Source organism: Candidatus Arsenophonus nilaparvatae, from assembly GCF_045346035.1.
GTDB classification, from domain to species: Bacteria; Pseudomonadota; Gammaproteobacteria; order Enterobacterales; family Enterobacteriaceae; genus Arsenophonus; species Arsenophonus nilaparvatae.
The window spans coordinates 1,944,495-1,958,344 of record NZ_CP158507.1 but is presented as its reverse complement, the minus strand read 5'-3'; the positions used below and the strand labels follow the sequence as shown (position 1 = coordinate 1,958,344).

Sequence of the window (13,850 nt, the reverse complement as noted above, 5' to 3'; positions counted from 1 at the left end):
ATCGATTCGCTTGTGGTCAGATCATAAGAGATAAGGAGTTTAGTGTGAAAAAATTGTTGTGTGCAGCAGGTTTAGGTTTGATTTTATCTGTATCTGCCAGTGCTTATGCAGAGAAAGTTGCCGTTATTAACGTCGGTGAAGTTTTTCAGAACATAGCAACCAGTAAAGCGGTAACTAAGCAACTTGAAAAAGAGTTCAAAGGACGCGCTAATGAGTTGCAAAATATGGAAAAAGATTTACAGGCTCGGGCAGAAAAATTGCAAAAAAGCGCCGCTAAGCCTAATGAAAAAGATCTTCAAGCGTTTGAGGCTAAGCGGAAAGATTTTCTTCAAAAAGCACAGCAATTTGAACAAGATAACCAACGTCGTCAGCAAGAAGAGCGCAATAAAATATTGCAAACGATAAAGACCGCAACTAAAGCGGTTGCAGAAAAAGAGCGTTACGACGTGGTTGTTGACGTAAATGCGGTTCTCTATCCGGAAAACAGTTCTAGCCTGAAAAATATTACCGATCTGGTTATTAAGAAGGTTAAATAATAGATGGTTTCTATTCGATTAGCTGATTTAGCCCAGCAATTGGACGCGCAGCTACATGGTGATGGTAATATTACCATTACCGCTATTGCGCCTATGCATTTAGCGAAGGAAGGGCAAATTACTTTTTTATCGGATAGCCGTTACCTAACGCAATTGGCAAAATGCAAAGCTGCTGCTGTGGTATTAAAGCAAGAGGATCTAGCCGAGAGTAAAATAGCCGCATTAGTGGTTAAAGATCCTTATCTTGCCTATGCTCGATTAGCTCAAATTTTGGATACCACGCCAAAACCTGCACAAAATATCCATCCTTCAGCGGTTATTGCGGAAGATGTTAAGCTCGGCGAAGATGTTGCCATTGGCGCTAATGCCGTTATTGAGTCAGGGGCGACATTAGGTAATCAGGTTATTATTGGCGCAGGTTGCTTTATTGGTAAAAATGTCAAGATCAGTCAGTCTACGCGTTTATGGGCAAATGTTTCTGTCTATCATAGTGTCGAGATAGGTGAACAGTGTCTTATCCAATCTGGAACAGTTATTGGTTCAGATGGTTTTGGCTATGCAAATGAAAAAGGCCAATGGATAAAAATACCTCAATTAGGTACAGTTATTATTGGAAATAATGTTGAAATTGGTGCTTGTACCACCATTGACCGCGGTGCACTAGAGAATACAATAATTGGTAATGGGGTTATCATTGATAACCAATGTCAGATTGCTCACAATGTGATTATCGGTGATCATAGTGCTATTGCTGGTGGTGTTATTATGGCCGGTAGCCTGAAAATAGGCCAATATTGTATGATTGGTGGTGCCAGCGTGATTAATGGACATATGGAAATTTGTGATAAAGTTACTATAACCGGAATGGGAATGGTAATGCGTCCAATTAGTGAGCCGGGAATTTACTCTTCTGGCATCCCATTACAGCCAAATAAGGTTTGGCGAAAAACAGCCGCTTTAGTCATGAATATTAATGAAATGGCCAAGCGTATGAAGGCACTAGAACGTAAGGTATTTAGTAAAGATAACTAAATACTGCTGTGTAGATTTGTTAATTGCGGCCTGCAGATTACCTTATTGAGGGTTAAAGCAGGCCGCATTATTAATATATAATTTTTTAAATTTAAACAAGAAGAGTCTTTTCTATGAGTGATAAACATACTCTGGATATAGAAGAAATTTTAGGTTTGTTACCCCATCGCTATCCTTTTTTGTTAGTTGATCGTGTATTGGATTTTGAAGAAGGTAAATTTTTACGAGCAGTAAAAAATGTCTCTTTCAATGAACCTTTCTTTCAAGGTCATTTTCCGGGTAAACCAATATTTCCGGGGGTATTAATTCTTGAGGCAATGGCTCAGGCGGCTGGTATTTTAGCTTTCAAGAGTGTGGGAAAATTAGAGCCTGGCGAACTTTATTATTTTGCTGGTATTGACGAAGCAAGATTTAAACATCCGGTGCAACCTGGTGATCAGATGATTTTTGAGGTAACGTTTGTTAAAACTAAGCGTGGTTTGACGCGTTTTAAAGGTATTGCAAAAGTGGATGAAAAAGTTGTTTGTGAAGCGACAATGATGTGTGCTCGCAGCCAAGAAGCATAAAAATGAGGGCTGATATGATTAATAAAACAGCGATTATTCATCCCTCTTCTATTATTAAAGAGGGCGCGATTATCGGTGCAAATGTCCACATAGGCCCGTTTTGCTATATTGGTTCTCAGGTTGAAATTGGTGCAGATACCACACTGAAATCTCATGTGGTTGTCAATGGCAATACCAAAATTGGTTGTAATAACCAGATATTTCAGTTTGTCACGATAGGTGAAATTAATCAGGATCTAAAATACCAAGGAGAACCAACTCGAGTTGAGATTGGTGATCGCAATCGTATTAGGGAGAGTTGTACCATTCACCGTGGAACCCTACAAGGCGGAGGTTTAACCAAAATAGGTCATGATAATCTATTGATGGTAAATACCCATATAGCCCATGATTGTTTGCTAGGCAATTATTGTATAATTGCTAATAACGGTACGCTTGGTGGACATGTTAAACTAGATGATTATGCCATCATTGGTGGTATGAGTGCGGTGCATCAATTTTGCCAAATTGGTGCTCATGTTATGGTTGGTGGCTGCTCTGGTGTTGCCCAAGATGTTCCGCCTTATGTCATTGCGCAAGGTAATCATGCGACTCCTTATGGTGTGAATATTGAAGGTTTAAAACGTCGAGGCTTTGATAAAGAATCACTACATGCGATTAGGAATGCGTATAAAATCCTTTACCGATGTGGTAAAACGCTAGATGAGGCCAGACAAGAATTGGTCGTTCTAGGTGAAAAAAATCAACAGGTAAAAATACTGAGTGATTTTTTAGAAAATTCAGCGCAATCTAACCGCGGGATTATTCGTTAACAAGCAACCTGAATAGGAGAAATCTTTGGCGAATAGTCATCAAGTTGCAATTCAACAACGACCTTTGACTATTGGTCTCGTTGCAGGAGAAACATCAGGCGACATACTTGGTGCAGGTCTTATTCGTGCGCTAAAACAGCAAGTCCCTAATGCGCGTTTTGTTGGTGTCGCAGGCCCATTAATGCAAGCTGAGGGCTGTGAAGCCTGGTATGAAATGGAAGAGCTTGCTGTGATGGGGATTGTTGAAGTTTTGGGTCGACTAGCGCGATTATTAAAAATTCGAGCTGACCTAACTAAACGTTTCGCTAAATTGCGACCAGATGTATTTGTTGGCATAGATGCGCCTGACTTTAATATTACCCTTGAGCGAAAATTAAAGCAAACGGGGGTCAAAACCATTCATTACGTCAGTCCTTCTGTTTGGGCGTGGAGACAAGATCGTGTTTTCAAGATAGGGGAGGCGACCGACCTGGTGCTTGCTTTGTTACCCTTCGAAAAAAGGTTTTATGACCGTTACAACATTCCCTGCCGTTTTATCGGCCATACGATGGCTGATATCATACCGCTACAGCCTGATAAACAGGCTGCCAGAGCACAACTAAATATAGCCCATGATGCTAAGTGTTTGGCCATTTTGCCGGGTAGCCGTCGGGCTGAAGTTGAAATGTTAAGTGCAGACTTTTTGCACGCAGCCCAAATTTTGCTAAAAGACTTTCCTCATTTGCAAATCTTAGTTCCTATCGTCAATCAACAGCGCCGGCAGCAGTTTGAAGCGATTTATCGTGAGATTTCGCCAACCTTACCACTGAAAATTTTAGATGGCCAAGCGCGGATAGCTATGATCGCAGCCGATGTAACTTTATTAGCTTCGGGAACAGCTTCATTAGAATGTATGTTAGCAAAATGTCCGATGGTAGTTGGATATCGAATGAAATCAGTGACTTATTGGCTAGCTAAACGTTTGGTTAAAACCCCTTTTATTTCATTGCCTAATTTATTGGCGGGCGAAGAATTGGTTAAAGAATATATTCAGCAAGATTGTCAACCAGAACAATTGGCTGGCTCACTTAAGTCTTTACTAATCGACGAAAAAAAGGTTGAGCAGCTAAAACAAACCTTCTTGCAACTACATGAAAGTATCCGTTGTCATGCTGATCAACAAGCGGCGGAGGCTGTCTTGGAGCTAAGTATAAAATGAATAATTTTATTTATCCTAAAGCAAAATTTATTGCGGGTGTTGATGAGGTTGGTCGAGGACCTTTAGTTGGAGCAGTAGTGACAGCCGCCGTGATTTTAGATCCCAAACAGCCAATAATAGGATTGGCGGATTCAAAAAAATTAACCGAAAAGCGGCGTAATGTACTTTATATTGAAATTCAAAACAAAGCATTGTGTTGGAGCATTGGGCGTGCAGAGCCTGAAGAGATTGATAAAATCAACATATTGCAGGCAACTTTTTTAGCCATGCGCAGGGCAGTGGCGGCACTTACCACTATGCCTGATTTTGTTTTGGTCGATGGCAATAAGAGCCCAGGCTTTGCTGTACCTTCTCAGGCGATTATTAAAGGTGATAGTTTGGTGCAGGAAATTAGTGCCGCGTCAATATTAGCGAAAGTGACCCGAGATAGGGAAATGCGCGAGTTAGATATCCTTTATCCAGAATATGGTTTTGCTCAACATAAAGGCTACCCAACGGCATTTCATTTAGAAAAACTTGCTCAGCATGGTGCAACACAGTTTCATCGCAAAAGTTTTGCGCCTGTTCGCCGAGTACTGAGTTGCAAAGAGTATAGCTAAGAAAATGGCCGAACCACGTTTTATACACTTACGCGTACATAGTGACTATTCCATTATTGATGGATTAGCAAAAATTAATCCACTCGTTAATCGAGTGGCAGAATTAGGTATGCCTGCATTGGCAATAACCGATTTTACCAATCTTTATGGTTTAATAAAATTTTATGGTGCGGCACATTCTGCCGGAGTTAAGCCAATTATTGGTGCAGATTTTTATCTAGAGAGTGAATTACTCGGCGATGAAGTTGCCCATTTGACTATCCTGGCTAGGGATAATAAAGGTTACCATAATCTAACCCTGCTTATTTCCGCAGCCTATCAAAAAGGCTATGGCGTGATCGGACCAACTATCAAACGAGACTGGCTAGTAACCCATAAAGAGGGACTATTATTACTCTCTGGTGGCTGCATGGGAGATGTGGGTAAATTTTTGTTGCGCGGAAATCAGCAACTAGTTGAACAATGTTTGGATTTTTATCAAACCCATTTCCCAGATAACTATTATCTAGAAATTGCCAGAACTGGACGGCCTGATGAAGAGAGTTATTTACATGCCGCTGTCCAATTGGCTGCACAAAAAGGTGTGCCAGTCGTTGCCACGAATAATGTACGCTTTATTAATAGCGATGATTTTGCTGCCCATGAAATACGGGTCGCGATCCATGATGGTTTTACACTCGCTGATCCGAAAAAACCAAAAAATTATAGTCCTCAGCAATATCTACGCAGTGAACAGGAAATGGTTGAGTTATTTGCCGACATTCCTGAGGCGTTGGAAAATAGTGTCGAAATTGCTAAGCGCTGTAATGTAATGATGCGTTTAGGCGAATATTTTTTGCCGCAATTCCCGACCGGCGATATGGTAACAGAAGATTTCCTGATCAAATGTGCAAAAGCCGGGTTAGAAGAGCGTTTACAATTTCTTTATCCCGACGAGAAGGAGAGAGCTGAGCGACGGATTGAATATGATCAACGTTTAGATATCGAGTTACGAGTGATTAATCAGATGGGATTTCCTGGTTATTTTCTGATCGTAATGGAATTTATTCAATGGTCAAAAGATAACGCTATTCCGGTAGGCCCGGGACGAGGATCAGGCGCAGGCTCATTAGTCGCTTATGCATTAAAAATTACGGACTTGGATCCACTTCAATTTGATCTGCTATTTGAGCGTTTTCTTAATCCTGATCGTGTTTCCATGCCTGACTTTGATGTTGATTTTTGTATGGAAAAGCGCGATCAGGTCATTGAACATGTGGCGCAAATGTATGGTCGTGATGCTGTCTCGCAAATTATTACTTTTGGTACCATGGCCGCAAAAGCGGTTATTCGAGATGTTGGTCGGGTACTGGGGCATCCGTATGGATTTGTTGATCGTATCGCCAAATTAGTTCCGCCGGATCCCGGTATGACGCTTGAAAAAGCATTCGTTGTAGAACCACAATTGCAAGAAATTTATGATGCTGATGAAGAAGTTAAAGCATTAATAGACATGGCGCGCAAACTTGAAGGTGTGACACGTAATGCAGGTAAACATGCGGGTGGCGTAGTTATTGCGCCTACCAAAATAACAGATTTTTCCCCCCTTTATTGTGATCCTGAAGGACAAAATCCGCTTACCCAATTTGATAAAAATGATGTTGAATATGCCGGGCTGGTAAAATTTGATTTTCTTGGTCTAAGGACTTTAACAATTATTAGTTGGGCGTTAGATATGATTAATCAACGCCGGGCAAAACAAAATTTAGCGCCCATCGATATCGCGACCATCCCTCTCGATGATCAAAAATGTTTTGAACTATTACAACGGGCCGAAACGACAGCGGTATTCCAACTAGAATCTCGGGGTATGAAAGACTTGATTAAGCGATTACGCCCTGATTGCTTTGAAGATATGATTGCTCTGGTTGCACTTTTTCGTCCCGGCCCATTACAGTCAGGGATGGTGGATAATTTTATTGATCGTAAGCATGGACGAGAAGCCATCTCTTATCCTGATGTTGAATGGCAGCATGAATCATTACAACCGGTTTTAGAGCCTACCTACGGTATCATTCTTTATCAAGAACAAGTTATGCAGATTGCTCAGGTGCTTGCTGGTTATACGCTAGGGGGAGCAGATATGCTCCGTCGGGCGATGGGTAAGAAAAAGCCTGAAGAAATGGCACAACAGCGCTCAGTTTTTGAGGCAGGGGCGGTTAAAAATGGTATTGACGGTGAGTTAGGCATGAAAATCTTTGACCTGGTAGAAAAATTTGCCGGTTACGGATTTAATAAATCACATTCTGCTGCTTATGCCTTAGTTTCATACCAGACCCTTTGGTTAAAAACACATTATCCGGCTGAGTTTATGGCAGCAGTGATGACAGCGGATATGGATAATACCGAGAAAGTAGTTGGTTTAGTTGATGAATGTTGGCGTATGGAGTTGAAAGTATTGCCACCGGATATCAACAGTGGATTATATCATTTTCATGTCAATGATAGCGGTGAAATTGTTTATGGCATTGGCGCCATAAAAGGTGTTGGTGAAGGCCCAATAGAAGCTATTATTGAATCACGTCAAAAAGGTGGTTATTTTAAAGAAATTTTTGATCTTTGTGCACGGGTTGATACTAAAAAGCTTAATCGTCGCGTGATGGAAAAATTGATTATGTCCGGTGCTTTTGATCATTTAGGTCCGCACCGTGCTGCATTAATGTCTTCATTAGAAGATGCCTTAAAAGCGGCAGATCAACACGCTAAAGCTGAAGCAATTGGACAAACTGATATGTTTGGCGTATTAGCTGAAGCGCCTGAGCAGGTTGAACAATCTTATGCTAGTGTAGCTAAATGGCCTGAACAGCTTATATTAGAAGGTGAACGCGAAACATTGGGTCTCTATTTAACGGGACATCCTATTACCGCTTATTTGTCTGAAATTGAACGTTATACTAGTGGATTAAGATTAAAGGATGTGAATCCAACGCCTCGAGGACAGATGTCAACGGTGGTTGGTTTAGCGCTGACCGCTAAAGTAGTAACCACTAAGCGTGGCAACAGAATAGGTATATGTACTTTGGATGATCGCTCTGGACGCTTGGATATAATGTTATTTTCAGATGCGTTAGAAAAGTATCAGCATCTACTTGAGAAAGATAAAATATTAATTGCCACAGGTCAGGTCAGCTTTGATGATTTCAATGGTGGTAATAAAATGTCTGTTCGTGAACTGATGGATCTTAGTGAAGCTCGTGAGAAATATGCTAGAGGTATTGCTATTTCATTGACAGATAGACAAATTGATGACCAATTATTAAACCGTCTTCGTAGCACATTGGAACCTTATCGTTCAGGAACAATACCGGTTCATCTTTATTATCAGAAGAAAGACGCTCGCGCTAAATTAAAATTAGGCGTCACTTGGCGGGTTACTCCGACCGATAATCTTTTGACTGAGCTGCGAACTCTGCTAGGTAATCAGCAGGTAGAATTAGAATTTGACTAAATAGGAATATTATGAGCCTTAATTTTCTGGATTTTGAACAGCCGATTGCGGAGTTGGAAGCAAAAATAGACTCGTTAACGGCAGTAAATCGTCAGGATACCAAGCTAGATATTGACCTAGATGAAGAGGTCGCTAGACTTCGCGAAAAGAGTTTAGAGTTAACACGCAAAATTTTTTCTGACTTAGGTGCTTGGCAAATAGCACAACTTGCTCGTCACCCGATGCGACCTTACACTCTGGATTATGCTGGACGTATATTCACGCATTTCCAAGAGCTAGCGGGTGATCGTGCTTATGCTGATGATAAAGCCATTGTTGGTGGATTGGCTCGATTGGATGGGCGTCCAGTAATGATTATTGGTCATCAGAAAGGACGTGAAACTAAAGAAAAAATTCGGCGTAATTTTGGCATGCCAGCACCGGAAGGATACCGTAAGGCTTTACGATTAATGGAAATTGCTGAGCGTTTTAAGTTACCGATTATTACCTTTATCGATACACCGGGAGCTTATCCAGGAGTTGGAGCGGAAGAGCGCGGTCAGTCCGAAGCGATTGCCCGTAATTTACGTGAAATGTCCCGGCTCTCTGTTCCTATTATCTGTACGGTAATTGGTGAGGGCGGCTCTGGAGGGGCATTAGCGATTGGCGTTGGTGATAAAGTCAATATGCTGCAGTACAGTACTTATTCTGTCATTTCACCCGAGGGTTGTGCTTCTATTCTTTGGAAAAGTGCGGATAAAGCCCCATTAGCTGCAGAAGCGATGGGGATCACTGCTTCACGTTTAAAATCACTTAATCTGATTGACAACATTGTTGAAGAGCCGTTGGGTGGCGCGCATCGTAATTATGAACAAATTGCGCATAATCTTAAACAGCGTATTTTAAATGATTTGAGTGATATCGATGTATTTAGTCCTGAAGAGTTGAGAAACCGCCGTTATCAACGTTTAATGGAATGTGGTTATTGCTAATTTTACGCTAGCTAAGGTATAAAAATGGAAATAACTATCAATGGTTATTTCCATTTTTTAATATTTAAAATTTTTTCATCTTTGATCATCATCAGATATCATGATTAAAAAATTTATCCCTCAATTTATTTTTTAAATAAATTTTACTTAATACAATAAATTATATTAACACTAGTAATATAATAAGTAGAAAATAGAGCAATAAATAATTACGACAGAGGTAGTTATAATAATTATGAATGTTGATGAGGCTGCATTACTGAACCAAATTATAAAAACCATCGGCTCAACACGCCGAATATTGGTAGGCTTCAGTGGTGGACTAGATTCAACAGTTTTATTACATGCCTTAGTGTCATTACGTCAAACCACAGTGCCAAACCTTAATATCCGTGCGGTTTATATTCATCATGGACTTAATGATAAAGCTGATGATTGGGCTATCCATTGCCAGAAAGTTTGTTTCGACTGGCAGGTAGAGTTTTCTTCACAGCATGTTTATATCGACCCAACTAAAAAAGGGATAGAAGCAGCGGCGCGGGATGCACGATATCAAGTGTTTCGTGAAATACTATTACCTGAAGAAATTATTGTTACTGCCCAACATTTAGATGATCAAGCAGAAACTTTTTTATTAGCATTAAAACGGGGCAGTGGGCCAGCAGGTTTATCTGCGATGCCAATTTCTATTCCGTTTGCTGATACCAATTTAATTAGACCACTATTATCATTCAGCCGTCAGCAATTGGTTGTTTATGCTGAAAAAAAATCGCTTTCTTGGATAGAAGATGATAGTAATCAAGATCAGCGCTATGATCGTAATTTTTTACGTTTAGCTATAATGCCGCATTTTAACCGGCGTTGGCCGCATTTTTCACAAGCAGTGGCCAGAAGCGCCAGTTTGTGTGCAGAACAAGAAGCTTTACTCAATGAATTACTACAAGATTATTTATCTCAGCTAGTAACGGCAGAAGGAGCCTTGCAGTTTGATACTTTAGCAAGTTATTCTGAAATGAAACGTAACGCAATATTACGTCGCTGGTTGAGTTTACATCGAATTTTGATGCCTTCTCGTGTTCAATTAAAACAAATTTGGCAAGACGTGATCTGTGCGCGTCCAGATGCAGAGCCGCAATTTATATTAGCTAACAACAATGTTATTCGACGTTTTAAACAACAGCTTTGGTTGCTGCCACAATTTAACGATCTCACTAAAATTTGTTTAGCGTGGCAGCTGCCTGCCGCGGTTAAATTGCCTGATAACTTAGGTACGCTAATAGTCACAGATAAGGGAACCGGATTCCGGGCGCCGTTACCAAATGAGCAGGTTACTATTCGATTTGGATTAAAAGGAAATATTAAAATTATTGGTCGTCAGCACGCCAGACGGAGTAAAAAGCTTTGGCAGGAGTTAGGTGTAGCGCCTTGGTTAAGGGAAAGAACGCCTTTAATTTATTATAATGATGAACTTATTGCAGCCGTTGGTGTATTTATTACTCAATCAGGACAATCTATTCAAGGACAGTCTGAATTGAAAATAAAATGGATAACGGATAAAAAATCCTTACTTTTCAAGTAAGGGGTATTATTGTGCAAGTATAATCAAGATTTCTTTTATGAACCAGAATGATCAATAACGATGTCGCCAATTTCCGGATGACTAAAACTAACAATATGATCTAATCGCAGTTGTTTTTTTTCACTAGCAACATCAACAACCAGATATTCAACCTGTTTTTTTAACAGCAAATCAATTGCTTTGCCTTCAATAATTTCTCCATTATCCAGTTTTATGGTTAACTGAAGACTATGCTGACAAGCGAGTTCTAAATAATCATAGTCATCGCAGTTAATTGGTTTGTATTCAGTATCTTTAGACATAATCCCTCACCACTATTGTTAAGTGGCGGTTATTGCCGCCTTTGAATATTTGTAATTATAAGCATTTACTGATTAAAGCGCATAATAGCACCATACTTTTTTTCAACCGAAGAGAGAAAAATTAGCATGACGCTTGCTAATATTTATTGTACGTAATGAAAATCAATAAATGGTTTTAAATATTGTGTAACTAGGTAAAATGATTTGGCGAAAATAACCAAATGTTATTGTAATAGATCTATTTTATAGAATGGATTTTGGAGCGGATAATGAAGCGAAAAGTATTGAATATATTGCTCACAATGAGTGCGATGATCCTTGCTGGCTGTCAGCATAAATTACCACAATCACAAAGCCAAACAATGGATAAAATTTATACTGGCGTACTCCCTTGTGCAGATTGTTCAGGTATTGAAACAACAGTTCTTTTCAATCCGAATGGTAAATTTATTGAGCAATTAACCTATTTGGGTAAGGAAGAACAAAAAAATACTTTTTTTACTACAGGAAATTGGACTAAAAAAGGCACTAAATTCTTTTTGATTGATTCTGATGAGCAAAAAACCTATTTTCAACCTAGCGTTGATGGTAAAAAAATAGAATATCTCGATCAGGAAGGAAATCGAATAGAAAGTAATTTAAATTATACCTTAGAGCAAGTAAAGCCAGATAAAAAGAGCGGGGAATATAGTTATATCGCTGACGCGGCATTATTTAAAGAGTGTAAAAGCGGACGTACTTACAGTGTGAGTAATATCGATTTAGAAAAAGGATATCTGGCAACCGGTATTGAAGCGGGTAAACCTGTTTATGTTGAAGGCTATTACACCATCCGCCCATCAATGGAAGATGGATTGTTTGATGCAACCTTGATCCAGACCGGCGAGATTAAATTTGATAAACTGCGTACTTGTCACTCTCACTAATTATCAGATATATCAAATGCCCAGCTATTTTTAGCAGGGCATTTTGCATAAATAAAGCTGATTAGTTAAGTTTTGTTTTTAGAAAATCAACTATCTCAGCAAGATCAATAAATTCTTTCTCATTATCTCGCCGCTGTTTATATTCAACCTTGTTGTCATCTAAATTACGATCACCGATCACGATGGTATGAGGTATTCCAATAAGCTCCATATCGGCAAACATCACACCAGGCCGTTCTTTACGATCATCAAAAATGACATCAATACCATTGGCTTGCAAATCACAGTAAAGTTTTTCAGCAACTTCTTTAACGCGATAGGATTTATGCATATTCATAGGCAAAATAGCAACTTGGAAAGGTGCGATCGCATCAGACCAAATAATTCCTTTATCATCATGGCTCTGTTCAATTGCTGCTGCTACAATCCGAGTGACACCGATACCATAACATCCCATCGTTACCGTTTGATTATGGCCATCTTCATTTTGAACGCTGGCCTTCATTGCTTCAGAATATTTGGTTCCTAGTTGAAAAATGTGGCCAACTTCAATTCCACGTTTAATTTGAACAGTTCCTTTACCATCGGGACTAGGATCGCCATCGACTACATTGCGTAGATCATAAACGTCGGGTAAAGGTAGATCCCGTTGCCAATTGATACCAAAATAGTGTTTATGATCAATATTGGCGCCGGCACTAAAATCACTCATCACGGCAACGCTGCGGTCGATAATTGCTGGTATTGACAAGTTAACCGGGCCTAATGAACCGGGACCTGCATGCAGGATTGCACGTATTTCTTCTTCTGTTGCGAATTTCAGTGGACTTGCAACCAGAGGATGTTTTTCTGCTTTGATCTCATTTAATTCATGATCACCACGGATCAATAAGGCAACAAGCTGATGACCACTCTCTTTTGCTGCACTGACAATTAGGGTTTTAACTGTTTTTTCAATAGGTAAATTATGTTGATTAACTAGCTCGGCAATAGTTTTGGCGTCAGGGGTATCGATAAGACGCATATCTTCAGCCGGTGCAGCACGTTCTTCCGTAAGACAAATTGCCTCTGCCAGCTCAATATTAGCGGCATAATCTGAAGCGGTAGAAAAAACAATATTATCTTCACCACTATCAGCTAATACCTGAAATTCATGCGAAGCATTGCCACCAATAGAGCCAGTATCTGCTTGTACTGCCCTAAAATTGAAGCCAATACGGGTAAAGATTGTACTATATGCCTTGTACATTGCATCGTAAGTTTGTTGCAGAGAGTTTTGATCGGTATGAAAAGAATAAGCGTCTTTCATAATAAACTCACGGGAGCGCATCACACCAAAACGTGGCCTTACTTCATCACGAAATTTTGTTTGGATTTGGTAAAGGTTTAACGGCAGCTGCTTATAAGAAGTCACTTCATTACGAATAAGATCGGTAATTACCTCTTCATGAGTCGGGCCCAACACAAAAGGTCGTTCACCACGATCAACAAAACGAAGTAACTCTGGGCCATATTGCTCCCAACGCCCACTTTCTTGCCATAAATCTGCTGGTTGAACTATCGGCATGGAAATCTCAATTGCACCCGTGCGATTCATTTCTTCACGAATAATGTTCTCAACTTTGCGCAGCACACGAACACCGGTTGGTAGCCAGTCATATAGCCCTGAAGCAAGTTTACGGATCATACCTGCGCGAAGCATCAGCTTATGACTGATCACTTCTGCGTCGGCGGGAGTCTCTTTTAAAGTAGAGAGAAGATATTGGCTTGTACGCATTATTAGCTTCCATCAACAACGAATTACTTCCAGTTGGTATTAACCAACCATTAAAACAAAATTAT

Annotated in this window: 12 protein-coding genes; 10 read left to right on the top strand and 2 right to left on the bottom strand. The window is 40.0% G+C overall.

The window, feature by feature from the left end; all coding sequences use genetic code 11:
- Positions 1-44: 44 nt before the first annotated feature.
- From WH390_RS09375 to tilS, 9 genes are all read left to right on the top strand, one after another.
- Positions 45-536 (top strand): OmpH family outer membrane protein, encoded by a 492-nt coding sequence (locus WH390_RS09375; RefSeq protein WP_032115730.1) that lies wholly within the window; start codon positions 45-47, stop codon positions 534-536.
- Between the two features lie 3 nt (positions 537-539).
- Positions 540-1,568 (top strand): UDP-3-O-(3-hydroxymyristoyl)glucosamine N-acyltransferase, encoded by a 1,029-nt coding sequence (lpxD, locus tag WH390_RS09370; protein WP_032115731.1) that lies wholly within the window; start codon positions 540-542, stop codon positions 1,566-1,568.
- A 113-nt stretch (positions 1,569-1,681) separates the two neighbouring features.
- The gene (fabZ, locus tag WH390_RS09365; RefSeq protein ID WP_032115732.1) at positions 1,682-2,134 is read left to right on the top strand and encodes a 3-hydroxyacyl-ACP dehydratase FabZ; all 453 of its coding nucleotides are present in this window, start codon (positions 1,682-1,684) and stop codon (positions 2,132-2,134) included.
- A 14-nt stretch (positions 2,135-2,148) separates the two neighbouring features.
- Entirely contained in the window at positions 2,149-2,946 is a 798-nt protein-coding gene (gene lpxA, locus WH390_RS09360) for an acyl-ACP--UDP-N-acetylglucosamine O-acyltransferase (protein ID WP_032115844.1), read from the top strand.
- Positions 2,947-2,995: 49 nt separating this feature from the next.
- Positions 2,996-4,144, top strand: coding sequence for a lipid-A-disaccharide synthase (lpxB, locus tag WH390_RS09355; RefSeq protein WP_032115845.1), 1,149 nt, complete (start codon positions 2,996-2,998; stop codon positions 4,142-4,144).
- Positions 4,141-4,743: a ribonuclease HII gene (gene rnhB / locus WH390_RS09350; protein WP_032115733.1), complete on the top strand. Its 603-nt coding sequence runs from the start codon at positions 4,141-4,143 to the stop codon at positions 4,741-4,743. Before lpxB ends, rnhB begins: the two co-directional genes overlap by 4 nt.
- A 4-nt stretch (positions 4,744-4,747) precedes the next feature.
- Positions 4,748-8,230, top strand: a complete 3,483-nt coding sequence (dnaE, locus tag WH390_RS09345) for a DNA polymerase III subunit alpha (protein WP_406850567.1) — start codon at positions 4,748-4,750, stop codon at positions 8,228-8,230.
- Positions 8,231-8,241: 11 nt separating this feature from the next.
- Entirely contained in the window at positions 8,242-9,201 is a 960-nt protein-coding gene (accA, locus tag WH390_RS09340) for an acetyl-CoA carboxylase carboxyl transferase subunit alpha (protein WP_310509607.1), read from the top strand.
- A gap of 235 nt (positions 9,202-9,436) precedes the next feature.
- The gene (gene tilS, locus WH390_RS09335) at positions 9,437-10,780 is read left to right on the top strand and encodes a tRNA lysidine(34) synthetase TilS (RefSeq protein WP_032115736.1); all 1,344 of its coding nucleotides are present in this window, start codon (positions 9,437-9,439) and stop codon (positions 10,778-10,780) included.
- 35 nt (positions 10,781-10,815) lie between these two features.
- On the opposite strand, the gene rof is transcribed toward tilS, so the two are convergent.
- The gene (rof, locus tag WH390_RS09330) at positions 10,816-11,082 is read right to left on the bottom strand and encodes a Rho-binding antiterminator (protein ID WP_032115737.1); all 267 of its coding nucleotides are present in this window, start codon (positions 11,080-11,082) and stop codon (positions 10,816-10,818) included.
- 269 nt (positions 11,083-11,351) lie between these two features.
- On the opposite strand from rof, the gene WH390_RS09325 reads away from it, so the two are divergent.
- Entirely contained in the window at positions 11,352-12,008 is a 657-nt protein-coding gene (locus WH390_RS09325) for a copper resistance protein NlpE N-terminal domain-containing protein (RefSeq protein WP_032115738.1), read from the top strand.
- Positions 12,009-12,069: 61 nt separating this feature from the next.
- On the opposite strand, the gene proS is transcribed toward WH390_RS09325, so the two are convergent.
- Positions 12,070-13,785 carry a proline--tRNA ligase gene (gene proS, locus WH390_RS09320; protein WP_032115739.1) on the bottom strand — a complete coding sequence of 572 codons (1,716 nt, stop codon included), beginning with the start codon at positions 13,783-13,785 and terminating at the stop codon, positions 12,070-12,072.
- Between the last annotated feature and the right edge of the window lie 65 nt (positions 13,786-13,850).